Here is a 25,204-nt window from a genome sequence, read left to right as displayed (position 1 = left end):
GGCGACGTCGGAAGGCTGAGTGGAGGGATTGATCCGGGGATGGGAGCGCAGCGACCGTTTGGCGAAGCCAAACACATCGAGAGGAGGTGCAGCGCAGCAAACCGGAGGCGATGCCCCCCGGATCAATCCCGCAGCGAAGGAACCCCGAGCCCCAGCGAGCGGGCCGCACGTAGGAGCAAGCGTTTTTTTGCTTACTTTTTTTAGGCGTTTGTAAAAAAAGTGAGTCGCCGTAAGGGCGAAACCGTCAGCCGCAACACCCGCAGAAACGGATATACACCCAAACCAACCAAGCAAAAAAAGCCCCCTAGGCATACACCTAGGGGGCTTTGGACAAAACAATTCAGCGCTTAGTGATGCTCACGCGTCGCACGGAATTTCACATCCGGCCAGCGCTCTTCCATCAACGCCAGGTTAACCCGCGTCGGAGCGAGGTAAGTCAGGTGCCCGCCGCCATCGACTGCCAGGTTTTCCACAGCCTTGTTGGAGAATTCCTCAAGCTTCTTCTTGTCGTCGCATTCAATCCAGCGCGCCGAGTAAACAGTGATCGGCTCATACGAGCACTCGACCTTGTATTCCTCTTTCAAGCGACTGGCGACCACGTCGAACTGCAGCACACCGACGGCACCGAGAATGATGTCGTTGCTGCGCTCCGGGAAGAACACCTGGGTCGCGCCTTCTTCAGCCAACTGCTGCAGCCCCTGGCGCAGTTGCTTGGATTTCAGCGGGTCACGCAGACGCACGCGACGGAACAGTTCCGGGGCGAAGTGCGGAATACCGGTGAAACCAAGCGCTTCACCTTCGCTGAAGGTGTCGCCGATCTGAATGGTGCCGTGGTTGTGCAGGCCGATGATATCGCCGGCAAACGCCTCTTCCAGTTGCTCACGCTCGGAGGAGAAGAACGTCAGGGCGTCGCCGATGCGCACGTCCTTGCCGGTACGCACATGACGCATCTTCATGCCTTTTTCGTACTTGCCGGAGCAGATACGCATGAAGGCGATGCGGTCACGGTGTTTGGGGTCCATGTTCGCCTGGATCTTGAAGATGAAGCCCGAGAACTTCTCTTCGACCGGTTCCACGGTGCGCTCGTTGGCCACGCGTGCCAGCGGGCGCGGCGCCCAGTCAACGACGGCGTCGAGCACGTGGTCGACACCGAAGTTGCCCAGTGCGGTACCGAAGAACACCGGGGTCAGTTGGCCGTCGAGGAACTCTTGCTGGTTGAACTCGTGGCAGGCGCCCTGTACCAGTTCCAGTTGCTCGATGAAGCGGTCGTACTCGTCGCCCAGATGCGCGCGGGCTTCGTCGGAGTCGAGCTTCTCGATGATCTTGGTTTCGGTGCGTTCGTGACCGTGACCGGCGGTGTAGACAATGATGTAGTCGTCGGCCAGGTGGTACACGCCTTTGAAGTCGCGGTAGCAACCGATCGGCCAGGTGATCGGCGCCGCCTTGATCTTCAGAACGGCTTCGATTTCGTCGAGCAGTTCGATCGGGTCGCGGATGTCACGGTCGAGTTTGTTGATGAAGCTGACGATCGGCGTGTCTCGCAGACGGCAAACGTCCATCAGCGCGATGGTCCGTGGCTCAACACCCTTACCGCCGTCGAGGACCATCAAGGCCGAGTCCACTGCCGTCAGAGTGCGGTAGGTGTCTTCGGAGAAGTCTTCGTGGCCCGGGGTGTCGAGCAGGTTGACCATGTGATCGCGATACGGGAACTGCATGACCGACGTGGTAATGGAAATACCCCGTTGTTTCTCCATCTCCATCCAGTCGGATGTCGCATGGCGGTCGGATTTACGGGATTTCACCGTACCGGCCACCGCAATCGCCTTGCCCATCAACAGGAGCTTTTCGGTGATCGTGGTTTTACCGGCATCGGGGTGGGAAATAATGGCGAAAGTGCGGCGTTTCGCGACTTCGGCGGCCTGGTTGGTCATGGGAAATCGCCTGGCGGTGATTCAAAAAAGGGCCGCGATTATAGCCCAAGTCCAGACAATAACCGAACCGTTGAGCACATCAGGGGTGGCCAAATGCTGTCTCGGATGGGAACCTTTTAAAGCACGGAGACGTCCATCCCCTGTTACGACGTTTCGTCAGGGGCTGAAAAATCAGCAAGTTAGCCTGACGAGGCTGCGCTCATGGCTCGCTTTCAGACCGCTTTTTGCCGGTGCTGAGGGAGCTGCTTCTCGCGAACGTTTTTTCCCGGCAGCCAAGGTTTGGCCTGCCACGCAGGATGGCGTTCGCCGACTAAAAAAAGGAGTCCGCCTGTGGCTATCCGCTATGGCAAAGGGCTGATGGGAGGTGCGGTGGTGATCGCGCTCCTGGCCCTGCTGGTCCACTGGATCGGCATCAACACGATCGAACACTACCGCGACGATTTGTTGTTTTACCTGCAAGCTCATCTGGTTCTCGTCCTCGCTTCAATGCTCGCTGCCCTCGTCGTGGGCATCCCCGCCGGCATCTTCCTCAGTCGCCCAGGCATGGTCGGGCGCGCCGAACGCTTCATGCAGATCTTCAACATCGGCAACACCGTGCCGCCGTTGGCCGTACTCGCAATTGCCCTGGGGATTCTGGGCATCGGCAGCGGCCCGGCGATCTTCGCGCTGTTCCTCGCGTCACTGTTGCCAATTGTGCGCAACACCTACGAAGGCCTGAAAAACGTTCAGGGTTCACTCAAAGAAGCCGCCGTCGGCATCGGCATGACCCCGCGTCAGGTGCTGTGGAAAGTCGAGTTGCCCAACGCTGTGCCGATCATCGTCGGTGGTGTGCGTGTGGCGCTGGCGATCAATGTCGGGACAGCGCCGCTGGCGTTTCTGATCGGCGCCAACAGCCTTGGCAGCCTGATCTTCCCGGGTATCGCGCTGAACAATCAGCCGCAACTGCTGCTCGGCGCCGCGTGTACCGCCTTACTGGCGCTGCTGCTCGATGGCGCTGTCACCCTGGGCAGTCGACTCTGGCTCGAACGCGGCTTGCGCCCGTCTTAAGCCCCGGCAAAGGAATCTTCATGAAACGACTTAGCTTGATTTTAGGCTGCGCCCTGCTGTTCGCAGGAATCGCCCAAGCCGCCGACAAACCGGTTATCCGCATTGGCGCCCGGGTGTTCACCGAACAAACCCTGCTGGCGCAAATCACCTCGCAGTACCTGCGCAGCAAAGGCTACGACGCGCAAATCACCGGTGGGCTGGGTAGCAATCTGGCGCGCAGCGCTCAGGAGAGTGGCCAACTGGACATGCTCTGGGAGTACACCGGTGTGTCGCTGGTGTCCTACAACCATGTCACCGAAAAACTCGACAGCGAACAGTCCTACGCTCGGGTGAAAGAACTCGATGCCAAAAAAGGCCTGACCTGGCTCGCACCGTCGAAATTCAGCAACACCTATGCACTGGCCCTGCCGAAAAAAATCGCCGACCAGTACCCGCAGATCAACAGCATCAGCGAACTGAACACCGTGCTGCGGGATGAGGCCGAGGCCAATCATCTGGTGGCTCTGGACACTGAGTTCGCCAACCGCTCCGACGGCCTGGACGGCATGGTCAAGCTCTATGACATGAACCTGACACGCGAGAACACCCGCCAGATGGACGCCGGTCTGGTCTACACCGCCCTGCGCAATGGCCAAGTGTTCGCCGGCCTGGTGTACACCACGGACGGTCGCCTGAGCGCCTTCAATCTGAAATTGCTGGCGGACGACAAGCATTACTTCCCGGACTACACCGCCGCGCCCGTGGTGCGCCAGGCCTATCTGGACGCCCACCCGAAACTGGCCGGGCAACTCAAGCCGCTGGCCGAACTGTTTGATGACGAAACCATGCGCCGGCTCAACGCGCGGGTCGATGTCGATCATGAAAGCCCATCCGCTGTGGCCGCTGATTTCCTGCGCCAACATCCATTGAATTGAAGGGAGGAAACGTCATGGAATTCTTGAACGCCTTTTCCCATCTTGACTGGCAGCAGGTGCTGCACCTGACCTTGCAGCACATTTCTCTGGTGGGGATCGCCGTCAGTCTGGCGATTGTCGCCGGTGTGCCGCTGGGCATTCTGATGACCCGCTTTCCGAGCCTCGCCGGCCCTTTACAGGCCAGCGCCACCGTGCTGCTGACCGTGCCGTCGATTGCCCTGTTCGGCCTGCTGTTGCCGTTCTACTCCAAGTTCGGCCAAGGCCTGGGCCCGATGCCGGCGATCACGGCGGTGTTCCTTTATTCACTGCTGCCGATCATGCGCAACACCTACCTGGCCCTGACCGGCGTCGAACCGGGCATCCGTGAAGCCGCACGCGGCATCGGCATGACCTTCGGCCAGCGCCTGCGCATGGTCGAGTTGCCGATTGCGGTACCGGTGATCCTCGCCGGTGTGCGCACTGCCGTGGTGATGAACATCGGCGTGATGACCATCGCCGCCACCGTCGGCGCCGGCGGTCTCGGTGTGTTGATCCTCGCCTCCATCAGCCGCAGTGACATGTCGATGCTCATCGTCGGCGCGCTGCTGGTCAGTCTTCTGGCGATCTTCGCCGACCTCCTCCTGCAGTGGCTGCAACGCGCACTGACTCCAAAAGGACTCCTCAAATGATCGAACTTCAAAACCTCAGCAAGACCTTCCAAAGCAACGGCAAAGACATCAAAGCCGTGGACTCGGTGAGCCTGACCGTCAATGAAGGCGAAATCTGTGTGTTCCTCGGGCCATCGGGTTGCGGCAAAAGCACCACGCTGAAGATGATCAACCGCCTGATCAAACCGACTTCGGGCAAGATCCTGATCAATGGTGAAGACACCACCGACCTGGACGAAGTGACCCTGCGCCGCAACATCGGCTACGTGATCCAGCAGATCGGTCTGTTCCCGAACATGACCATCGAAGAGAACATTGTGGTGGTGCCGAAGCTGCTCGGCTGGGACAAACAGAAATGCCACGACCGCGCCCGTGAACTGATGAGCATGATCAAGCTTGAGCCCAAGCAGTATCTGCATCGTTATCCGCGTGAATTGTCCGGTGGCCAGCAACAGCGCATCGGCGTGATTCGTGCGCTGGCGGCGGACGCACCGCTGTTGCTGATGGACGAGCCGTTCGGTGCGGTCGACCCGATCAACCGAGAGATGATCCAGAACGAGTTCTTCGAGATGCAGCGCGCGCTGAACAAGACCGTCATCATGGTCAGCCACGACATCGACGAGGCGATCAAACTCGGCGACAAGATTGCGATCTTCCGCGCCGGCAAACTGCTGCAGATCGATCACCCGGACACCCTGCTCGCACACCCGGCGGACGACTTTGTCAGCAACTTCGTCGGCCAGGACAGCACCCTCAAGCGCCTGCTGCTGGTCAAGGCAGAAGACGCGGCGGACAACGCGCCGTCGGTGAGCCCGGAAACCCCGGTGGCCGATGCGCTGGAATTGATGGACGAACATGACCGCCGCTACGTCGTGGTCACCTGTGCCGAGAACAAGGCGCTGGGTTATGTGCGTCGCCGCGACCTGCACCGCCAGACCGGCACCTGCGCGCAGTTCCTGCGTGAGTTCAACGCCACGGCGGCGTATGACGAGCATTTGCGCATCCTGCTGTCGCGCATGTACGAGTTCAATCGTTCGTGGTTGCCGGTGTTGGACGCCGAGCGGGTGTTCCTGGGCGAGGTCACGCAGGAGTCGATTGCCGAGTATCTGAGTTCCGGCAAATCCCGCGGTGGCAAGACCAGCATCATCTCCCCCGCCGAGACAGCGCTGGCCTGATAGAGCGCTGATGTGCCGTGCCCCTCTGGCAGGGCACGGCACAATTGAATGGATCAGGAAGAGATGGCCTGGTCACCGGCAATGAACTCGAACCGCACATCAGCCGATGGCGTCTGGGGCAGCGTGATCCTGATTGCCGGAATCCAGATACCTGTCTGGTTCTTGAAATCCTGCTGGTCATACTGCGCACCGGCCTTGCCGGCGTCACCGATGTAGAACACCGCCTCGATTGGCAACGTCGTGCCCAGATTCTGCCCCCACTTGGCCAGCCGGAACTCGTTCTGCGTATTGAAGGCGAACGTGCCGCCCATCCCCTGGGCCTTGATTGCCTCATTGAAAGCGGTGGTGGCTGCCTGATTCAAATCGTCGCTCACATCAAAGCCGCACAGATGCCCGTATTTGTTCGTTTGCTGATTGTAATGCGCGATGTATTGCGCGGCCGTATTGATCCCTTGTGACTGGCAGGGTCGACTGGAAACTATTCCCGGACTTTGACCGCAGCCCTGATCTGCGCGCGGGGTCGTTGCACCGTCCACCGGAAAGAAACAAAGTATCTCTGGTTCTATTTTACCCACGGGTTTGAAAAAGTACGGATACAAGATAAATCCGTTGTGATAACCGAAGACCAACTTGCTGAACTTCGCATCCGCCCGCAAATAGGAAAAAGACACGCCGGTAGACGTTGGATTAGGGTTCCAGAAATGAAACTGTGTGGAGTGTTGAGTGGCTCTCAACATGACCCCGGAACACAGGAATGCCGGGGCTGAAGGGTTATTTCGGCACATGTTCAGCTTGTTGTGGTAGGCCTCCGTGAGATAGGCGGCAATCTGTGGCCCGGTGCCGGCGCCCATCACCCCAGTCGATGCGGTCCCGAGCACTTCCTCTCGCGATACGGGAACAGACGGCTGAACCACTTCGTGAGTGGCACAACCTGACAGAGTCAATACAACTAGCCACAGTAATATTCTATTCATCCTTGTTACCCCAGCATCCGCTTGAATTGATAGACAGGCGCACTCCCCCCATCATGCAAACGGGTCGACGGAGCCATTTCCAATAACAAAAAATACTGTGCTCGCCGATCACCAGACTTTCTTTCAGAACTAATCGGCGCCCTCATCCTAGAAAGAAAACCGCGTCTAGACACCTGTCAGAAATACTAGTCCTGACGGTTGTCTCAAGGCTTTTTTGGAATTAAACGTCTGTGGCTTATTTCCGTTTTTTCCAGCCATACCAACTACGCAAATCCATGCTCGAGGGAACATCAGCCTGTCATGTCGGTCGGTTACATCAGTACCGGAGGAAGACCGCACGACGGAAGCGTGCAAAAACGCGACATTTTTTGTTGATCTCAGGCCCCTCACGCCCTAAAGTTCGCGCCGAACGTCCATGCTGGAAACGATCCATCCGGCTCAAGTACTGACGACGAGACAGCAAGGCCAAGGGCAGCATCGGCGCCCGTGGCCTTTTTGCTTTCGGCGACATGCCTTGGGAAGTAGGCGAACCAAAGTGGGGATACGGAGGACGTTCATTTGCACCCATTGTTTTTACTTGTTTGCCCATAGGAGCTCCCAGCATGTCGATCCAGGTCGAAGACTATTTCGCGCGCGCTACATTCGACAAAATGAAGGCGTTCGCCGACAAACAGGAAACCCCGTTCGTGGTGATCGACACCGCGATGATCAGCCAGGCCTACGATGACCTGCGCGCCGGTTTCGAATTCGCCAAGGTCTACTACGCGGTCAAGGCCAACCCGGCCGTCGAGATCATCGACCTGCTCAAAGAGAAAGGTTCGAGCTTCGACATCGCCTCGATCTACGAGCTGGACAAAGTGATGGATCGCGGCGTCAGCGCCGACCGTATCAGCTACGGCAACACCATCAAGAAATCCAAGGACATCCGCTACTTCTATGAGAAGGGCGTGCGTCTGTTCTCCACCGACTCCGAAGCCGACCTGCGCAACATCGCCAAGGCTGCACCGGGCTCGAAAGTGTATGTGCGCATCCTCACTGAAGGCTCGACCACCGCTGACTGGCCGCTGTCGCGCAAATTCGGCTGCCAGACTGACATGGCCATGGACCTGCTGATCCTCGCCCGAGACCTGGGCCTGGTGCCTTACGGCATCTCGTTCCACGTCGGTTCGCAGCAGCGCGACATCAGCGTCTGGGACGCGGCAATCGCCAAGGTCAAAGTGATTTTCGAACGTCTGAAAGAAGAAGACGGCATTCACCTGAAGCTGATCAACATGGGCGGTGGCTTCCCGGCCAACTACATCACCCGCACCAACAGCCTGGAAACCTACGCTGAAGAAATCATCCGTTTCCTGAAAGAAGACTTCGGTGATGACCTGCCGGAAATCATTCTGGAGCCGGGCCGTTCGCTGATCGCCAACGCCGGCATCCTGGTCAGCGAAGTGGTATTGGTCGCACGTAAATCGCGCACCGCCGTCGAGCGCTGGGTGTACACCGATGTGGGCAAGTTCTCCGGCCTGATCGAAACCATGGACGAGGCGATCAAGTTCCCGATCTGGACCGAGAAGAAAGGCGAGATGGAAGAAGTGGTGATCGCAGGCCCGACCTGCGACAGCGCCGACATCATGTACGAGAACTACAAGTACGGCTTGCCGCTGAACCTGGCGATTGGTGATCGTCTGTACTGGTTGTCGACCGGTGCGTACACCACCAGCTACAGCGCGGTTGAGTTCAATGGCTTTCCGCCGCTGAAATCGTATTACGTGTAATTGTTGAACCGGTAATGCGTAAAGCCCACGACATGTCGTGGGCTTTTTTGTGCGTCGATGCAAGCCCGCTCCCACAAGGGTTATGCGCTGCGGCTCAGCTCATCCGTACGCTGTTGATACCTGGAGGCCAACGCCTGAATCTCTGGATCTGTTGCATTTAACAGCGTCTTGCTTGCCACCCGCAGAAAATTCAGATTACCGCCAGCCAACGCCTTCTCAAGCCAAACCACCGCCTCATCAATCCGCCCTTCCCCCGCCAACACTGCGGCAAAACTGAACTGCCCGCGAAAATCCCCGCCCTTGGCCGAACGTCGATACCACTCGCGCGCCATGACAGGATCCGCCGGACATGCCTGCCCTTCTTCCAGATAACGCCCCAGCAGATTCATCGATTTCGCATGGCCCCGTTCAGCCGCGCGCCGATAAAGCGCCAGCGCCTGCAAATGATCCACCACCACACCGCGCCCGGTCGCCAGCAAATTGGCGAGGTTGTACATCGCCCAATCCAGCCCGGCATCCGCGGCGATCCGATAATGCTGCGCCGCAACAGACGCATCTGCGCCACACCCCCAGCCATGCTCATGGCACCGCCCGAGCATATTGCGCGCCATCAAGTGGCCGCGCTTGGCGGCGATGCCAAACCAGCGCAGCGCCAACGGCTGATCCCTGGCAATGCCCTGCCCCTCCAGAAGGATCTGCCCCAGCAACGCCTGGGCTTCAACTTCGCCCTCACCCGCCGCCAGCAAAATCGCCTGCGCGGCACGGGCCGGGCTTTCTTCGAGCATGGCGCTGAGTTGTTCACCGCTGAGGATTTCCTCGCGACGCAGTTTAAAACTCATACCTCGACCCAGCGCCGCAGCAGGTTGTGATACGTGCCGGTAAGGCGGATCAGCGATGGGTGATCAGGCATGTCCTGGGTGAGTTGCTGGATCGCGCCGTCCATCTCGAACAGCAGCGCGCGCTGGCTGTCTTCGCGCACCAGGCTTTGCGTCCAGAAGAACGACGCATAACGCGCACCGCGAGTGACCGCATTGACCTTGTGCAGACTGGTGCCGGGGTACAGCACCATGTCGCCTGCGGGCAGCTTCACCCGTTGGGTGCCGAAGGTGTCCTGGATTTCCAGTTCGCCGCCGTCGTAATCCGCAGGCTCGCTGAAAAACAGCGTGGCCGACAGATCAGTGCGCACCCGCTCGATGCTGCCCTTCGGTTGGCGCACGGCGTTGTCGATGTGGAAGTCGAAACTGCCGCCGGCCGTGTAACAGTTCACTAACGGCGGGAACACTTTGTGCGGCAGCGCGGCGGACATGAACAGCGGATTTTTCCACAGCCGCTCAAGCATCGCTGCGCCAATTTCCTTGGCCAGTGGGTGGCCTTCAGGCAATTGCAGATTGTGTTTGGCCTTGGCCGACTGGTAGCCGGCGGTGATCTTGCCATCGGCCCAGTCCGCCTCTTCGAGCGCCTGGCGGATGCGCTGCACTTCTTCTTTCGCGAACAGGCCGGGAATGTGCAGCAGCATGGCAAACGTACCTGATGGTAAAAGATTGCCAATGGTATTGATTCTTATTGACCGTGTAAAACACCCAGACGAATGAATCAGTAAAAACCGTAAGGCCAAATTGTAAAGAATGTAAATTTGGTGCGAATAACAATATTTCGCAATTGATACAAATACCTGTTTACCCTATATTCCGCCGCCTCAAATCCTTGGGGAGGGGAATTCAAATGGCACGTCAACACGCTCAAATACCGGTCAGTTCACCACGTTTGCTCGCCTCTGCAATTGGCGTGGCAATCACCGCAGGCTCCGCGGGCCACATGGTATTCGCCGCCGAAAAGACCGACAGCAAAGCCTCTGGCAATGCCATCGCCCTGGACGCCACCGCCATCACCGGCGAAGTGCAGGACACCACGTCCTACCAGGTCGAGAAAGCCTCCTCGCCCAAGTACACCGCGCCGCTGGTCGACACACCGCGCTCGGTCACCGTGATCCCGCAACAAGTGCTCAAAGACACCGGCGCCCTGAACATGCAGGATGCGCTGCGTACCGTGCCGGGCATCACCTTCGGTGCCGGTGAGGGTGGCAACCCGCAGGGTGATCGTCCGTTCATCCGCGGCTTCGACGCCCAGGGCGACACCTACCTGGACGGCGTGCGCGACACCGGTTCGCAGAGCCGCGAGATCTTCGCCGTCGAAAACATCGAAGTCAGCAAGGGCCCGAACTCGGCCATCGGTGGTCGCGGCGCAGCCGGCGGCAGCATCAACCTGGTGAGCAAGAAAGCCCACCTGGGCGATTCGTTCGACGGTGGTTTTACCTGGGGCTCAGACCAGACCCAGCGCTACACCCTGGACGGCAACTACCAGTTCAGCGACACCGCTGCCGGGCGTCTGAACCTGATGAGCCACGAAAGCAACGTCGCCGGCCGCGACAAGGTCGATTACGACCGTTGGGGCATCGCGCCGTCGCTGGCGTTCGGCCTGGGCACCGACACCCGCGTCAACCTCGATTACTACCATCTGGAAAGCAACGACACACCGGACTCGGGCGTGCCGTACACCATTCCAGCCGGTGGTTCGGCAGCACGCAGCAAATCCAACCCGGACAAGCCGTACGCCGGCGGTGACCACAGCAATTTCTACGGTCTGGATCGCGATTTCCGCAAGGGCCGCACCGACACTGCGACCTTCGCCATTGAGCACGATTTGAGCGACTCGCTGACGATCAAGAACACCCTGCGCCACGGCACCAGCATGCAGGATTACATCCTGACCCAGCCGGACGACAGCAAAGGCAACGTCAACAACGGCAGCGTCTGGCGTCGGGCGAACACTCGCGTGAGCAACACCGAGACCACCACCAACCAGACGGACCTGTTCGGCAACTTCTACGTCGCCGGTTTCAAGAACAGCTTCTCCACCGGCGTCGAATACACCCGCGAGCAAGGCCAGAAGTCCTCGTACACCGTCAACACCGACACCACGCCGCGCACCACCGCTGTCACCAATAACTGCACGCCGTCGATGATCGGCGCGTCGAGCGGCTACAACTGCACCTCGCTGTCGAACCCGAACCCGAACGATCCGTGGAACGGCGCTATCTCGCGCAACTACGCCGGCACCGACACCAAGGCCAGCACTTACGCGCTGTATGTGTTCGACACCCTGGAACTGTCCGAGCAGTGGCTTGTGAACATGGGCCTGCGTTACGACCACTTCGACACCGAATACAAAACCTACACCGCGGCCGGCAAAACCACCTCCAAGGGTGATGACACCAGCGAGTTCGTTACCGGTCAGTTCGGCGTGGTCTACAAACCAGCGGATAACGGCAGCATCTATGCATCCTATGCCACCTCCGCCACCCCGCCGGGCAACACCCTCGGCGAAGGCCAGGAAGGCAACCCGTTGGGCGGCACCCCGAACCGCGCCGGCAACTTGCTCAGCAGCGACATGGAGCCGGAAACCACCAAGAACTACGAAATCGGCACCAAGTGGGATCTGCTCAACGATCGCTTGTCGCTGACGGCTGATGTCTTCCGCACCGAGAAAGATAACGCTCGCGTGCAAGTCGATACCACGTCGTACGAGAACGCCGGAAAAACCCGCGTACAAGGTATCGAACTGTCGGCCAGCGGCAAGATCACCGAACAGTGGCAAGTGTTCGCCGGTTACGCCTACATGGACAGCGAGCAGGTCGACGGCGGCCCGATGGGCAAGGCCAACGACGGCAACCAACTGCCCAACACGCCGAAAAACAGCGCGAGCCTGTGGACCACTTATCAGGTCACACCGAAGCTGACCATTGGTGGCGGTGCGTTCTACGTCGATGAGGTGTTCGGCAGCGTGGCCAACACCACCCTGGTCGATTCGTACGTGCGTTACGACGCGATGGCGGCCTACAAGCTGACCAAGAACGTCGACCTGCAACTCAACGTGCAGAACCTGACCAACGAAACCTATTACGACAAAGCCTTCGCGACCCACTTCGCCAACCAGGCGGCGGGCCGTACGGCACTGTTGAGCACCAATTTCCACTTTTGATCAATGCTGTAAATGTCGGAGCGGCCTTGCTCGCGAAAGCGGTGTGTCAGAGAAATAGATATCGACTGACATGACGCATTCGCGAGCAAGCCCCCTCCCACAAGGAATGCGCCGCAAGGTACGGCCCCGTTCATTCAGTTGAACGGGGCTTTTGTGCGTAATAAAGAACGCTTCTCGATAAGCCACGGCATAATGCGCGCCGTGATGACAATTTCCGAACGGACGGCGAGTGACGTGTTAAAGAAAACCCTGTTCCAGTTGCACTGGTTTTTTGGCATCACCGCAGGGCTGGTGCTGGCCTTGATGGGCATTACCGGTGCGGCCTATTCGTTTCAGGACGAAATCCTGCGAGCGCTGAACCCGTCGGTGCTGCAGGTGGAAAAACACGTCGCCGGGGTCCTGCCGCCGGTCGAACTGGTGGAGCGCATCGAGGCCACTTCGGGCAAGAAAGTCTCGATGCTCTGGGTCGAGACCGACAGCGGCAACGCCGCAAAGGTGTTCTTCACTCCGCCAAAAGGCCAACGTCGCGGCGAGATGCGCTACTTCGATCCGTACACCGCAGAGTTCAAGGGTGACGCAACCGGCCAGGACTTCTTCGGCCTGATGCTGCAACTGCACCGTTTCCTCGCCATGGGCGACACCGGGCGCACCATCACCGGCGCCTGCACCTTGATTCTGCTGTTCTTCTGCCTGTCCGGCCTTTACCTGCGCTGGCCGCGCCAGTGGAACAAGTGGCGCGTGTGGCTGACCCTGGACTGGAAGAAAAAGGGCCGCGCGTTCAATTGGGATCTGCACTCCGTGGCGGGAACCTGGTGCCTGTTGGTGTATTTGCTGCTGGCGTTGACCGGGTTGTCGTGGTCGTACGAGTGGTACAACAAAGGCCTGACCAAACTGCTGTCCGACGCACCGCAGAACGAGCGCGTGCGCGGTGGCCGCGGTCCGGCGCCAGAGGGTCCGGCGCCAACCGCCGACTACATGGCGATGTGGAGCAGCATCTACAGCGCCGCCGGCCCGGGCCTGTCTGCCTACAACATCCGCATGCCGCCCGTGGCTGGCCAACCGGCGACGGTGTTCTACCTGCTCGACCGTTCGCCCCATGATCGCGCGCTGAACCAGATCACCCTCGACCCGGCCACCGGCATCGTCAAACGCGTTGATCGCTACGCCGACAAGAGTTTCAAGGCGCAACTGCTGACCAGCCTTTATGCGCTGCACGTGGGCAGCTATTTCGGCCTTGTCGGGCGGCTCATCATCACCCTCGCTGCGGTGTGCATGCCGCTGTTCTTCATCACGGGATGGCTGTTGTATCTGGATCGTCGGCGCAAGAAGCAGCAGATCCACAATGCCCGCAAAGGCCTTGAACAACCGGCCGGCGATGCGGCTTCGTGGTTGATCGGTTTCGCCAGCCAGAGCGGTTTCGCCGAGCAACTGGCGTGGCAGAGCGCAGGCCAGTTGCAAGCCGCCGGGATGTCGGTGAACGTGCAACCGCTGGCAACCGTCAGTGAGCAGGATCTGCGTGAGTCAGCCAACGCACTGTTTGTCGTCAGCACCTTCGGCGACGGCGAGGCGCCAGACAGCGCCCGCGGTTTCGAGCGCAAAGTGCTCAGCCACGCGGCGACACTCGACAGCCTGAACTATGCGGTGCTGGGCCTTGGCGATCGCCAGTACCCGCACTTCTGCGGCTTCGCCCGGCGCTTGCATCAATGGCTGAGCGAGCATGGCGCCAAGACCTTGTTCGCCCCCGTGGAAGTCGACAGCGCTGATCCCTACGCCCTGCGTCACTGGCAAACCCAGCTCGGCCAGATCACCGGGCAAGCACCGGTCGACACCTGGCAAGCGCCGAACTACGACAACTGGACGCTGCTGCGCCGCGAGCGGATGAACCCGGACAGCAGCGGCTCGCCGGTCTTTCTGATCGCTCTGAGCGCACCGGACACCAGCAGTTGGCTGGCCGGTGACCTGGTAGAAGTGCTGCCGCGCAACGGCGGTTGGGCCATCGAACACTTCCTCGACGGCCTCGGTATTCGCGGCGAGACCAAGGTGATCATCAATGGCCTGGAAGAGCCGCTGGAGGTCGCCCTGGCCACCCGTCAGTTGCCGGAGCACCGCGCGCATCTGGTCGGCCTGCATGCGCAGGCGCTGGTCGACGCGATGGTGCCGCTGACGATGCGCGAATACTCGATTGCCTCGATTCCCGCCGATGGCGTGCTGGAGCTGATTGTGCGTCAGGAACAACACGCCAATGGCAGCCTTGGCATTGGTTCCGGCTGGCTGACCGAACACGCGCCGGTGGGTGGCAGCATCAGTCTGCGAGTGCGCCGCAACAGCGGTTTCCACTTGCCGAACGAGCCAGTGCCCATGATTCTGCTGGGCAACGGCACGGGCCTTGCCGGGTTACGCAGTTTGCTCAAAGCGCGTATTGCCGACGGTCAGCAACGCCAGTGGTTACTGTTTGGCGAGCGTAATCGTGAGCACGACTTCCTCTGTCGAACGGAGCTGGAGGAGTGGTTGATCAACGGTGATCTGGAGCGACTGGATCTGGCGTTTTCGCGGGATCAGGCCGAGAAGATTTATGTACAGGATCGCTTGCGTGAATCGGCCGATGAACTGAAAAAATGGCTGGCCGACGGTGCTGTCATCTATATCTGTGGCAGCTTGCAGGGAATGGCATCAGGCGTGGATCAAGTGCTCAGTGAAGTCCTTGGTGCTGCTGAAGTTGAAAGCCTGATCGAACAGGGCCGATACCGCCGCGACGTTTATTGACCGTGCCCCATCCCCCCTGTGAGAACGAGCCTGCTCGCTCCCACAGGGTGTGCGGTGATTAGACTGGCTGCAACTTGCGCTCAAACACCGCCACCCCATCCAGATCGCGCAACACCACGCTCATCTCCCCGCTCTGCCCTTCAATATTCACCTCGCCAAAAAACTGAAACCCGGCAAACGGCGAAGTGTTCTGTGCCGGCGGGGCTTTCTCGAACACCACCTCAGGCCCAAAGGTCTTGTCCAGCGGATTAGGCCCGAAACTCCCGGCATTCAACGGCCCGGCGACAAACTCCCAGAACGGTTCGAAATCCTGAAACGCCGCACGATCCGGGTGATAGTGATGCGCCGCGCAGTAGTGAACATCGGCCGTGAGAAAGACAAAATTGCGCACCTGCTGCGCCCGCAGAAATCCGAGCAATTCGGCAATTTCCAGCTCACGCCCCTGCGCGGGTCCCGGATCGCCGTTGGCCACTGCTTCCCAACGCGCCACACCTGGACTGACCTCGCCATCGGGCACACCAAGACCAATCGGCATATCAGCGGCGATCACTTTCCATTGCGCTTGCGAGCCCTTGAGACCCTGCTTGAGCCAGTTCAGTTGCGCACGCCCAAGAAACGGTTTCGCCGCCCCCAGGTTGTCATCGTTGGCCTCGCGATAACTGCGCATGTCGAGGACAAACACATCAAGCATCGGCCCGTAACTGAGCTTGCGATAAATCCGCCCGCCACCGTCTGCGGTCTGCAAACGCATCGGCGCGTATTCGAGCCAGGCCTGACGCGCTCGGCCCACCAGCGTGTGGATATCTTTCTCCTGATAGCGCTCATCCAGTTGCTTGCCCGGTGACCAGTTGTTGACCACCTCATGGTCGTCCCACTGCCAGATCTGTGGCACCTGGGCATTGAAGCGGCGGATGTTTTCATCCAGCAGGTTGTAGCGGTAGTTGCCCCGATAATCGTCGAGGGTCTGCGCGACGTTGCTTTTCGCTTCAGTGGTGATGTTGCGCCACACCCGCCCCCCTTCCGTCACAAGCTGCGCCGGCACCGGGCCGTCGGCGTAGATGGTGTCGCCGCTGTGGATAAAGAAGTCCGGCAGGCGCAGACGCATGGCTTCGTAGATACGCATGCCACCGATGTCCGGATTGATGCCAAAACCCTGGCCGACGGTGTCGCCGCTCCAGACGAATCGAATATCACGCTTGGCCGTCGGCACGCTGCGTAAATGGCCGAACCACGGTTCGCTGGCGATGCCGGTCTGCGCGTCTTCAAAGTAAACACGATAGAAAATCGCCTGATCGGCGGGCAACCCGGTCAGCTCGACACGAGCGGTGAAATCAGTGCGGGCGTCGGCCAGTGGCGAGACAGATCGGCGGGGGTTGCCGAACAGGCTGCGCGTGTCCCACTCAACCACCATCCGCGCCGGACGATCACTGCGACTCCAGATCATCGCCCGATCGCCTTGCAGGTCGCCGGACTGCACGCCATCGGTCAGTTGCGGACGATCCTTGACGGACGCGATCACCGCCGGCGCCAGCCCCGGCATCAACAGCCCCGCGCCCACGGCTTGCATGACACGACGGCGACCGAGGTTGAAATCGCTCATGGTGTTCTCCCTGGAAAAAGGAAAACTAAAGCACGGGTTTATGAACCCGGCATGACATCAGCCCACCCCCCCATGTGGGAGCGGGCTTGCTCGCGAAGGCGTCGTATCAGCCAACATCGAATCGACTGACGCACCGCTTTCGCGAGCAAGCCCACACACAGGGGATGTACGTCAGGCCTTCGCCGGTGCCATTGTGAGGTCGACGGACTCGGGACGTTTGACCGTCGCGTACACCACCGCCGTCAGCAAACTACCGGCGACAATCGCCAGCAGATAAAGCAGCGCATGATTGATCGCATTCGGAATCGCCAGCACGAACAAGCCACCGTGCGGCGCCATCAGTTTGCAGCCGAAGTACATCGACAGCGCGCCGGTCAACGCACCGCCCGCGATGCTCGCCGGGATCACCCGCAGCGGGTCTTTCGCGGCAAACGGAATCGCCCCTTCGGAGATAAAGCACAGCCCCAGCACGAACGCCGCCTTACCCGCTTCGCGCTCGGTCTGGGCGAACTTGCGTCGGGCGATGAACGTGGCAATACCCAGACCAATCGGTGGCACCATCCCTGCCGCCATGGTCGCGGCCATCGGCGCATAACTTTGCGAGGCGAGCAGCCCCACCGAAAAGGCATACGCGGCTTTGTTGATCGGCCCACCGAGGTCAACGCACATCATGCCGCCGAGCAACACACCCAGCAGAATCGCATTGGTGGTGCCCATGCTGTCGAGGAAATGCGTCAGCGCCGCGAGCATCTGCGCTACGGGTTTGCCGACCACGTAGATCATCACCAGACCGGTGAACAGGCTGGCGAACAACGGGATGATCAGAATCGGTTTCAACGCTTCAAGACTTTGCGGAAGCGCGACATATCGACTGATCGCCTTGGCCGCGTAACCGGCAATGAAACCGGCGACGATCCCGCCGATAAACCCGGCGCCCAGGGTGCTGGCGAGCAAGCCGCCAATCATCCCCGGCGCCAGGCCCGGACGGTCGGCAATCGAGTAAGCGATGTAACCGGCCAGCAGCGGCACCATCAACTTGAACGCGGTCTCGCCGCCGATCTGCATCAGTGCCGCCGCCAGCGTGCCTTCTTCCTTGAACGCGGTGATGCCAAAGACAAACGACAGGGCAATCATCAAACCACCCGCCACCACCATCGGCAGCATGTACGACACGCCGGTCAGCAGGTGTTTGTAGACGCCGGTTTTCTCCGACTTGACGGGGGCCTTGCCCTCGCTGGCAGCGCTTTCCTGCTGGCCTTCGGCGAGGGCTTTTTTCAGCGTCGCTTCGGACTGTTTCAACGCAATGCCGGTGCCACAGCGGTAGATTTTCTTGCCGGCAAAACGCTCGGTGGCAACGTCGATATCCGCCGCCAGCAACACCACATCCGCCTCGGCAATCGCTGTCGCACTCAGGGGCGTTTTCGCCCCCACCGAACCTTGGGTTTCGACTTGCAGTTCATAGCCCAGACGCTTGGCCGTTTGCTGCAACGCTTCGGCCGCCATAAAGGTGTGGGCGACACCGGTCGGGCATGCGGTGATGGCGACGATGCGCGGTGCACGTTGCGCAACCGCAGCAGGGGCGGCTTCGGTTGCGACATAAATTTCGGCTTCTTCGGCACCGCGACGCAGTACGCCTTCGACGTCCTGCAGGGCTTGTGCCGGGGCAATCTGAAAGAGTCGTTTGCCGACGAACCGCGTCATGTCGACGTTGCCGGTGGCCACCAGCAACACCCACTCCGCCGCCTCAATGGTCGCCGCCGACAATTCGCGTTCCGGATGCGCCGCATCAACCACTTCAACGCTGGTGCTCCAGCCCTGACGCTGCGCTGCCGCATCAAGCAAACGGGCGCACAGCACACTGGTGACCATGCCGTTCGGGCAGGCCGTAACAATGGCTAACTTCATGACAAACCCTCTTATTGTTCTGTCAGGGGGCGAATGCGCACGCCCTGTTCGAGCTGCGCCAGTTGCGTGGCGTCGTTGATGCCAAAACCGATCTGCGTCACCGCCATCGCCGCAATCGCGGTGGCCGTGCGCAAGGTCTGCTCAGGCGTGTCGGCGCTGAGCAAACCATGGAGCATGCCGGCCAGCAGCGAATCGCCGGCACCGACGGTGCTGGCCACGCTGACCTTGGGCGGCGAGGCGTGCAGCGCCGAGCCGACACTGAACCAGTTCACACCGTCGGCACCGTGGGAGATCACGACATGCTCGATGCCTTGAGCGTGCAGTCGACTCGCCGCTTGAGCCTCGGCGGCGTGGGAAACCACCTCGCAACCCAAGGCATCGGCCAGTTCCTCCGTGTTCGGTTTGATCAGCCAAGGGCTGGCCTTCAACGCTTGGCGCAACGCTTCGCCGCTGGAGTCGAGGGCGACTTTCAGGCCAAGCGAGTTCAGCCGCTCGATCAATTCGCGCAGCCACTGCGCAGTCACGCCACGCGGCAAACTGCCGGCGACCACGACCGCGTCATGCCCCGGCGCAATCTGCACCAGACGCTCAAGCAACGCCTGCTGCGCGGCTGCATCGACCAACGGCCCAGGGCCGTTGATGTCGGTGATACGGCCATCGCTTTCAGCGACTTTGATATTGCTGCGCGTCTCACCCGGTACACGGATAAACGCGTCGACAAAACCGCGCTTGGCGAACAGGGTTTCGAACGCTTGCAGGTTGTCTTCGCCGAGAAAACCGCTGACCGTCAGTTGATGCCCGAGGTCGGCCAGCACCTGCGCAACGTTCACGCCTTTGCCAGCGGCGTGGGTGTGCATTTCGTCGCTGCGGTTGACCTGACCGGGCGCAAGCACTGGCAGCTCAACCGTGAGGTCCAGCGCCGGGTTGAGGGTCAGGGTGAGAATCTTGGCCATTACAGGGCCTCCACTAATGCACGCACTTCATTGGCGCTGCCCACGGTGAGGGCTTGTTGAGCAAGGGTTTGCGCCTGGGTCAGGCTGAGTTCGCGCACGCGCGCCTTGACCTCGGCAATGCTGCGTCCGGACACACTCAGCTCATCGACGCCAAGGCCAACCAGCACCGGCACCGCCAACGGGTCCGCCGCCAGTTCACCGCACACGCCCACCCATTTGCCGTGGGCATGGGCCGCGCGTACGGTGATGTCGATCAGTTGCAGCACCGCCGGGTGCAAGCCGTCAGCCTGGGCCGACAGGGTCGGGTGACCACGGTCGATGGCCAAGGTGTATTGGGTCAGGTCGTTGGTGCCGACGCTGAAGAAGTCGACTTCTTTGGCCAGCACCGGCGCGAGCAACGCGGCGGATGGGACTTCAATCATGATCCCCAGTTGCAAATCGGCCACCGGGATTTCCAGGCGCAGACGCTCGGTCATGTCACGGGCCTGACGCCACTCTTCGACGCTGCCGACCATCGGGAACATGATGCGCAATGGACGGTTGTCCGCCGAACGCAGCAAGGCACGCAGTTGCGCTTCCATGATCTGCGGACGCTGCAAGGTCAGGCGAATGCCGCGCACGCCGAGGAACGGGTTTTCTTCCTTGGCGATCGGCCAATACGGCAGCGGTTTGTCGCCGCCAACGTCCAGCGTACGCACCACCAGCGGCCGCCCGGCGAGGCCATCAAGAACGCGGCGGTATTCGGCTTCCTGAGTCGCTTCGTCCGGCGCTTGCGGGTGGGCCATGAAAATCAGTTCGGTGCGCAGCAGACCGATGCCTTCGGCGCCCTGCTCCACCGCGCTGATGACGCCAGCGCTTTCGCCGATGTTGGCGAACACTTCGACGGCGTGGCCGTCGGTGGTGTGCGCCGGTTGATGACGTTGTTCGGCGGCCACCTTGAGGCGCTGCTCACGGGTGTCGCGTTCTTCGGCGGCGCGTTGCAGGGTTGCGGCATCGGCGTCGACATGCAGGCGACCGCGCTGACCGTCCAGCAGCAACGGCGTGCCCGGCGCCAGCAGCAACACCGCCGCGCCGGCGCCGACCAGCGCTGGAATCCCCAGAGCCCGCGCAACGATTGCACTGTGCGCGGTGGCACCGCCGCGAGCGGTGAGAATCCCCGCCACGCGCGCAGGGTCCAGCCGCGCCACGTCGGACGGGCCGACTTCGTCCATCACCAGAATGTACGGTTGCTCCGGCTCGCTCGGCGTCTGCACGCCACACAGTTGCGCCAATACACGGCGACCGATATCACGCAGATCCGCCGCACGCTCGGCGAGCAAGGCGTCCTGTAGCGACTCCTGCTGTTTGGCCGCGGCTTCGATCACTGCCATCCACGCCGCTTCAGCGCTTTCGCCCTGCTTGAGGCGCGTGTCGACTTCGTCGGTCAGTTCCGGGTCGTCGAGCATCTCCTGATGGGTGATGAAAATCTCGCGAATGGCTTTGGCTTTGCTGCGTTCGATCAGGCCCTGAATATCACCGCGCACATCGCTCACCGCCTGCTTGAGACGCGCACGCTCGACAGCCGCGGACTCGCCGCGCAGCGGGTAATCGATGGTTTGTTGCACTTGAATGTGCGCAGGGCCAATCGCGATGCCCGGTGCCGCCGGGATCGCTTGCAGCAGGCTGCCGGACGCCGGGGCGACCACGACTTCGGCGATATCGGCAACCACTTCGCGTTGCTGGCTCACGGCCGGCAACGGCTCGACTTCTTCGCCGAGGCCTTCTTCGATGGCGGCCAACAAGGCGGGCAACGCATCGGCGGCGATGCTCGGTTCGGCGATCAGCTCCAGCACCTGACCGCGACGGGCGCCCAGGCTCAGCAGTTTGCTCAGGCTCTTCACCGACACGGCGCTGTCCTGACCGTCGACAATGCGCACACGAATTTCGCCATCAAAACTCTTGGCCAGTTGCGCGAGGATCTTCGCCGGACGCGCATGCAAACCGTGGGCATTGGCCAACGCAATACGTGCGCTCGGCCAGTCGGCCGGCAATTCACCGCCAAGCACTTCGAGGACTTTACGGCTGCTGGTGGCACGACCCAGTTCGTGACCGCGACCTTCGATCAGCAACGCACACAAGCGCTCAAGCAAGGCCTGATGCGCTTCGCCCAGGCTGGCCAGGCAGAACAGACCGCTGAGCGGTTGGCCGAGATAACGCATCGGTTTGTCCGGGGTGACAAAAGCCAGGCCCGGGCGTTTCACCGTTTGTTCGCTGTGCAGCCACCACAGGCCATCGCCCAGCGGCAGCGCTTCGACTTGCTGCAACACACCGGCAAAGCCGTTGCTCACGCAATCGGCCTGACGCAATAGACGCGCGCCACGCCAGACCAGTTCTTCGAAATCGTCGGCGGAGACACCGAGGCCGATCATCTGCGCGTCCAGCGCCAATTCCTGCGGCGCGCCTTGCAGCAGTTTCAGCAGCGCTTCGGGGGAACTGGCGCGGCGCAGGGCCTGGCCCAGATCGGTCTCGCCGAGGGCGCGGGTCAGCAGTTGCAACAGGCGCAGGTGTTCATCGGATTTGGCGGCGATACCGATGGCCAGATAAACGATCTGACCATCGCCCCAATCCACGCCCTCGGGAAACTGCATCAGGCGCACGCCAGTGGCGAACACTTGGTCGCGGGTCTCGGGGGTGCCGTGCGGGATGGCAATACCTTGGCCGAGAAAGGTCGAGCCCTGGGCTTCGCGAGCCTGCAATCCGGCGAGGTATCCGTCGGCGACCAATCCATCGGCGACCAGGTGATTGGCCAGCAATTGCAGGGCAGCGGGTTTATCCACAGCCGATTGGCCCATGGATATCTGCTCTATAGTGAGCTCGAGCATGCGATCTCCTTTTTGGCACATGAAGGTGCCAGGTATTGTTTTGAATGGTTGCAGCTTAGGCGCTTGTCAGCTTCCTTTTCAGGGGCATTTTTGGCGGTTTCACGGCAGAACCGGTCAAAGGCGTCTAAAACGTAGAAAATACGCTTGCTGAAACGTTTAATCTAGATTGATCGGCACGTTACTCGATAATGTCTCATCCTTGAAGTCCAACTTGTCGGATGCGCGCCGGCAATAGTCGTCTGTCCTAATCGGGTAGGATTGGCGAAAATTTCGCGGCAAGCTCGAAAACACAAGGAAATACCGGGTTGAAACTCAGTGATATCGCGCGGTTGGCCGGAGTGTCCGTGACCACCGCCAGCTACGTCATCAACGGCAAGGCCGAACAGCAACGCATCAGCACCGCCACCGTCGAGCGTGTGCGTGCGGTGGTCGAGCAGCACGGCTTCACGCCCAACCCTCAGGCGGCCGGGCTGCGCAGTCGGCATACGCGCACCTTGGGGTTTATCCTGCCGGATCTGGAAAACCCCAGTTATGCGCGAATTGCCAAACTGCTGGAACAAGGTGCGCGGGCGCGCGGCTATCAGTTGCTGATCGCCAGTTCCGACGATGCGCCGGACAGCGAGCGCCAATTGCTGCAACTGTTCAAGGCGCGCCGCTGCGATGCATTGATCGTCGCCAGTTGCCTGCCGGCCGGTGACGACAGTTATCGTCAGTTGCAGGCCAAGGGGCTGCCGATCATTGCCATCGACCGGGTCATGGAACCGGAGCATTTCTGCTCGGTGATCAGCGACGACCGCGAAGCCAGTCTGCACCTGACCCAGAGCCTGCTCGATCCGCAGCCCAAGCAGATCGTGTTGCTCGGTGCCCGTGCTGAGCTGAGCATCAGCCAGGAGCGTGCCGCCGGTTTCAAACAAGCCCTCGCCGATTTCCAAGGCGAAGTGCTGGTCGAACACGCCGAATCGTTCAGCCGCGAATGCGGCAAGCAATTGATGGAAGAGCTCCTGCAACGCCTGGGGCATTTGCCTGACGCGCTGGTGACCACGTCCTACGTGCTGTTGCAGGGGGTGTTCGATGCGCTGCATGACTTCCCGCTCAAGTCGCGGCCGCTGCGCCTCGGCACGTTCGGCGATACGCAGTTGCTGGACTTCCTGCCGCTGCCGGTCAATGCCATGGCCCAGCAGCACCAGTTGATCGCCGACAAGGCGCTGGAACTGGCCCTGGCGGCGGTCGAGCAGTCGGAGTACAAGCCCGGCGTGCAGGCCATCGCGCGGACCTTCAAGCAGCGTATTCACCAGGGCTGAACCGTGGAGTTGATCGACAGCCACACCCACCTGGATTTTCCCGATTTCGACGCCGATCGCTCGGCGTTGCTGGCCGAAAGCCGCGCCCTCGGGGTGCGGCGGATGGTGGTGCTGGGCGTCCATGAGGGCAACTGGCAACGGGTGTGGGATCTGGTGCAAAGCGATGCTGATCTGTACGCGGCGTTCGGTTTGCACCCGGTGTATCTGGATCAGCATCGCCCCGAAGATTTACAGACACTCGGCGACTGGCTGACGCGGTTGCGCAGCCATCGACAGTTATGTGCGGTGGGCGAGATCGGTCTGGATTACTTCATCGAAACCCTCGACCGCGAACGCCAACAGGCGCTGTTCGAGGCGCAGTTGCAACTGGCGGCGGACTTTGAATTACCGGCGCTGATCCATGTACGCCGCAGCCACGCGGCGGTGATTGCCACGCTCAAGCGTTTTCGATTGAAACGTGCAGGGATCATCCACGCGTTTGCCGGCAGCCGTGAAGAGGCGCGCGAGTACATCAAACTCGGTTTCAAACTGGGTTTAGGCGGCGCGCCGACCTGGCCGCAAGCGTTGCGCATGCATCGGGTGCTGGCGGATCTGCCGCTGGATTCGATCGTGCTGGAAACCGACTCACCGGACATGCCGCCCGCGATGTTTCCCGGCCAGCGCAACAGCCCGGCGCACTTGCCGGCGATCTGCGAGGCGCTGGCCGCACTGATGAACATCAGTGCGCCACAACTGGCCGACGCCAGCACGGCCAACAGCTGCGAAGTGTTTGGCTGGTAATCAGTCGCCGTGAGCCTTGGCGGCTTCTAGCACCAGCGTCAGATGCTGGCGCTGACGCGCGTATCGAACGGCAACGAAGTACAGAAAAATAGTTATCAGCGACGCATTCAACTGCTCGGTGACGCTCAGCAGCCCTATCCACTCCATCACCAACGCCAACAGCAACGCAATGCACGCCGTTATTGACACGCCAAAGCGCAACAACGCCAGCGAATCGAGAGACTTGAAGCGTTTGATCTGTTGCGGGCAGCGCAGCTCCAGGCTTTTGTGGCAATGCTGGCAGGTGAACGGTTCATTGATTGCGATGGCATTGAGTTGCCAGGGCTTGAGCACCAGGGTGATCTGGCAGTGGGCGCAGTGGCCCTGGATGCCCAGAGCTGCAACAGTCATTAGCGGCCTTCTCCATGCAGCCTTGTGAAGCGTGATCTTGGTTGATCGAAGGCGAAATGCCAGAGCATGGAGAAAAACAAGAAATGTCTTACATAGGCTGGCAAGCAAGGACTACAAGCCATTCAGACAAAAAACCGGACCTGTGGGAGCGGACAGCCC

General features: G+C 60.6%; 18 protein-coding genes. 9 read left to right on the top strand and 9 right to left on the bottom strand.

All coding sequences use genetic code 11. The annotated features are described in order from the left end of the window. Positions 1–347 precede the first annotated feature (347 nt). Complete coding sequence (locus AACY02_RS09560) at positions 348–1,931, bottom strand: peptide chain release factor 3 (RefSeq protein ID WP_339431718.1); 1,584 nt, start codon at positions 1,929–1,931, stop codon at positions 348–350. Positions 1,932–2,288: 357 nt separating this feature from the next. On the opposite strand from AACY02_RS09560, the gene AACY02_RS09555 reads away from it, so the two are divergent. Genes AACY02_RS09555 through AACY02_RS09540 form a run of 4 tightly spaced genes read left to right on the top strand, consistent with a single transcriptional unit; the run spans position 2,289 to position 5,714 of the window. Further along, entirely contained in the window at positions 2,289–2,978 is a 690-nt protein-coding gene (locus AACY02_RS09555; protein ID WP_339431775.1) for an ABC transporter permease, read from the top strand. 20 nt (positions 2,979–2,998) lie between these two features. Continuing rightward, positions 2,999–3,892, top strand: coding sequence for a glycine betaine ABC transporter substrate-binding protein (locus AACY02_RS09550; protein ID WP_339431717.1), 894 nt, complete (start codon positions 2,999–3,001; stop codon positions 3,890–3,892). A 14-nt stretch (positions 3,893–3,906) separates the two neighbouring features. Further along, positions 3,907–4,560 (top strand): ABC transporter permease, encoded by a 654-nt coding sequence (locus AACY02_RS09545; protein ID WP_221730077.1) that lies wholly within the window; start codon positions 3,907–3,909, stop codon positions 4,558–4,560. Continuing rightward, the gene (locus AACY02_RS09540) at positions 4,557–5,714 is read left to right on the top strand and encodes an osmoprotectant ABC transporter ATP-binding protein OsmV (RefSeq protein ID WP_339431716.1); all 1,158 of its coding nucleotides are present in this window, start codon (positions 4,557–4,559) and stop codon (positions 5,712–5,714) included. The genes AACY02_RS09545 and AACY02_RS09540 overlap by 4 nt, the downstream gene beginning before the upstream one ends. A 53-nt stretch (positions 5,715–5,767) precedes the next feature. Here the strand turns inward: AACY02_RS09540 and AACY02_RS09535 are convergent, their stop codons facing one another. Continuing rightward, positions 5,768–6,565 carry a hypothetical protein gene (locus tag AACY02_RS09535; protein WP_339431715.1) on the bottom strand — a complete coding sequence of 266 codons (798 nt, stop codon included), beginning with the start codon at positions 6,563–6,565 and terminating at the stop codon, positions 5,768–5,770. Between the two features lie 725 nt (positions 6,566–7,290). Here AACY02_RS09535 and AACY02_RS09530 point away from each other — a divergent pair. Beyond that, the gene (locus tag AACY02_RS09530; RefSeq protein WP_008088754.1) at positions 7,291–8,454 is read left to right on the top strand and encodes a type III PLP-dependent enzyme; all 1,164 of its coding nucleotides are present in this window, start codon (positions 7,291–7,293) and stop codon (positions 8,452–8,454) included. Positions 8,455–8,534: 80 nt separating this feature from the next. Here the strand turns inward: AACY02_RS09530 and AACY02_RS09525 are convergent, their stop codons facing one another. Then, positions 8,535–9,293: a tetratricopeptide repeat protein gene (locus AACY02_RS09525; protein WP_339431714.1), complete on the bottom strand. Its 759-nt coding sequence runs from the start codon at positions 9,291–9,293 to the stop codon at positions 8,535–8,537. Then, entirely contained in the window at positions 9,290–9,970 is a 681-nt protein-coding gene (locus AACY02_RS09520; protein WP_339431713.1) for a Fe2+-dependent dioxygenase, read from the bottom strand. The genes AACY02_RS09525 and AACY02_RS09520 overlap by 4 nt, the downstream gene beginning before the upstream one ends. Before the next feature lie 206 nt (positions 9,971–10,176). On the opposite strand from AACY02_RS09520, the gene AACY02_RS09515 reads away from it, so the two are divergent. Then, on the top strand, positions 10,177–12,492 hold the full coding sequence (locus AACY02_RS09515; RefSeq protein ID WP_339431712.1) for a TonB-dependent receptor: 2,316 nt from the start codon (positions 10,177–10,179) through the stop codon (positions 12,490–12,492). Positions 12,493–12,726: 234 nt separating this feature from the next. Further along, a complete protein-coding gene (locus tag AACY02_RS09510; RefSeq protein ID WP_339431774.1) occupies positions 12,727–15,255 on the top strand; it encodes a sulfite reductase flavoprotein subunit alpha in 2,529 nt (842 codons plus the stop codon). A gap of 58 nt (positions 15,256–15,313) precedes the next feature. Here AACY02_RS09510 and AACY02_RS09505 read toward each other — a convergent pair whose 3' ends face one another. The 4 genes from AACY02_RS09505 to ptsP all read right to left on the bottom strand — a co-directional run bounded on the left by AACY02_RS09505 (position 15,314) and on the right by ptsP (position 22,574). Next, the gene (locus AACY02_RS09505; RefSeq protein WP_339431711.1) at positions 15,314–16,855 is read right to left on the bottom strand and encodes an alkaline phosphatase D family protein; all 1,542 of its coding nucleotides are present in this window, start codon (positions 16,853–16,855) and stop codon (positions 15,314–15,316) included. Positions 16,856–17,026: 171 nt separating this feature from the next. Continuing rightward, positions 17,027–18,760 carry a PTS fructose-like transporter subunit IIB gene (locus AACY02_RS09500; RefSeq protein ID WP_339431710.1) on the bottom strand — a complete coding sequence of 578 codons (1,734 nt, stop codon included), beginning with the start codon at positions 18,758–18,760 and terminating at the stop codon, positions 17,027–17,029. A gap of 11 nt (positions 18,761–18,771) precedes the next feature. After that, positions 18,772–19,713 carry a 1-phosphofructokinase gene (pfkB, locus tag AACY02_RS09495; RefSeq protein ID WP_339431709.1) on the bottom strand — a complete coding sequence of 314 codons (942 nt, stop codon included), beginning with the start codon at positions 19,711–19,713 and terminating at the stop codon, positions 18,772–18,774. Continuing rightward, entirely contained in the window at positions 19,713–22,574 is a 2,862-nt protein-coding gene (ptsP, locus tag AACY02_RS09490) for a phosphoenolpyruvate--protein phosphotransferase (protein ID WP_339431708.1), read from the bottom strand. Before ptsP ends, pfkB begins: the two co-directional genes overlap by 1 nt. A 305-nt stretch (positions 22,575–22,879) precedes the next feature. On the opposite strand from ptsP, the gene cra reads away from it, so the two are divergent. Beyond that, positions 22,880–23,875, top strand: a complete 996-nt coding sequence (cra, locus tag AACY02_RS09485; RefSeq protein ID WP_339431707.1) for a catabolite repressor/activator — start codon at positions 22,880–22,882, stop codon at positions 23,873–23,875. A gap of 3 nt (positions 23,876–23,878) precedes the next feature. Further along, a complete protein-coding gene (locus AACY02_RS09480; protein ID WP_339431706.1) occupies positions 23,879–24,655 on the top strand; it encodes a TatD family hydrolase in 777 nt (258 codons plus the stop codon). Here the strand turns inward: AACY02_RS09480 and AACY02_RS09475 are convergent, their stop codons facing one another. Continuing rightward, positions 24,656–25,045 (bottom strand): hypothetical protein, encoded by a 390-nt coding sequence (locus AACY02_RS09475; protein ID WP_339431705.1) that lies wholly within the window; start codon positions 25,043–25,045, stop codon positions 24,656–24,658. It abuts the gene before it with no gap. Between the last annotated feature and the right edge of the window lie 159 nt (positions 25,046–25,204).

Origin of the sequence: Pseudomonas sp. EA_65y_Pfl2_P78, assembly GCF_963970495.1 — a bacterium.
GTDB classification, from domain to species: Bacteria; Pseudomonadota; Gammaproteobacteria; order Pseudomonadales; family Pseudomonadaceae; genus Aquipseudomonas; species Aquipseudomonas baetica_A.
The sequence above is the reverse complement of the archived record's forward strand: the minus strand, read 5'-3'. Positions and strand labels throughout refer to the sequence as shown.

Coding starts and splice junctions, on each gene's coding strand:
- AACY02_RS09500 (WP_339431710.1), bottom strand. CDS start 18,760: ATGAAGTTAGCCATTGTTACGGCCTGCCCGAACGGCATGGTCACCAGT.
- AACY02_RS09520 (WP_339431713.1), bottom strand. CDS start 9,970: ATGCTGCTGCACATTCCCGGCCTGTTCGCGAAAGAAGAAGTGCAGCGC.
- AACY02_RS09475 (WP_339431705.1), bottom strand. CDS start 25,045: ATGACTGTTGCAGCTCTGGGCATCCAGGGCCACTGCGCCCACTGCCAG.
- AACY02_RS09505 (WP_339431711.1), bottom strand. CDS start 16,855: ATGAGCGATTTCAACCTCGGTCGCCGTCGTGTCATGCAAGCCGTGGGC.
- AACY02_RS09535 (WP_339431715.1), bottom strand. CDS start 6,565: ATGGGCGCCGGCACCGGGCCACAGATTGCCGCCTATCTCACGGAGGCC.
- AACY02_RS09530 (WP_008088754.1), top strand. CDS start 7,291: ATGTCGATCCAGGTCGAAGACTATTTCGCGCGCGCTACATTCGACAAA.
- pfkB (WP_339431709.1), bottom strand. CDS start 19,713: ATGGCCAAGATTCTCACCCTGACCCTCAACCCGGCGCTGGACCTCACG.
- AACY02_RS09545 (WP_221730077.1), top strand. CDS start 3,907: ATGGAATTCTTGAACGCCTTTTCCCATCTTGACTGGCAGCAGGTGCTG.
- AACY02_RS09525 (WP_339431714.1), bottom strand. CDS start 9,293: ATGAGTTTTAAACTGCGTCGCGAGGAAATCCTCAGCGGTGAACAACTC.
- AACY02_RS09540 (WP_339431716.1), top strand. CDS start 4,557: ATGATCGAACTTCAAAACCTCAGCAAGACCTTCCAAAGCAACGGCAAA.
- AACY02_RS09555 (WP_339431775.1), top strand. CDS start 2,289: ATGGGAGGTGCGGTGGTGATCGCGCTCCTGGCCCTGCTGGTCCACTGG.
- AACY02_RS09560 (WP_339431718.1), bottom strand. CDS start 1,931: ATGACCAACCAGGCCGCCGAAGTCGCGAAACGCCGCACTTTCGCCATT.
- ptsP (WP_339431708.1), bottom strand. CDS start 22,574: ATGCTCGAGCTCACTATAGAGCAGATATCCATGGGCCAATCGGCTGTG.
- AACY02_RS09515 (WP_339431712.1), top strand. CDS start 10,177: ATGGCACGTCAACACGCTCAAATACCGGTCAGTTCACCACGTTTGCTC.
- AACY02_RS09550 (WP_339431717.1), top strand. CDS start 2,999: ATGAAACGACTTAGCTTGATTTTAGGCTGCGCCCTGCTGTTCGCAGGA.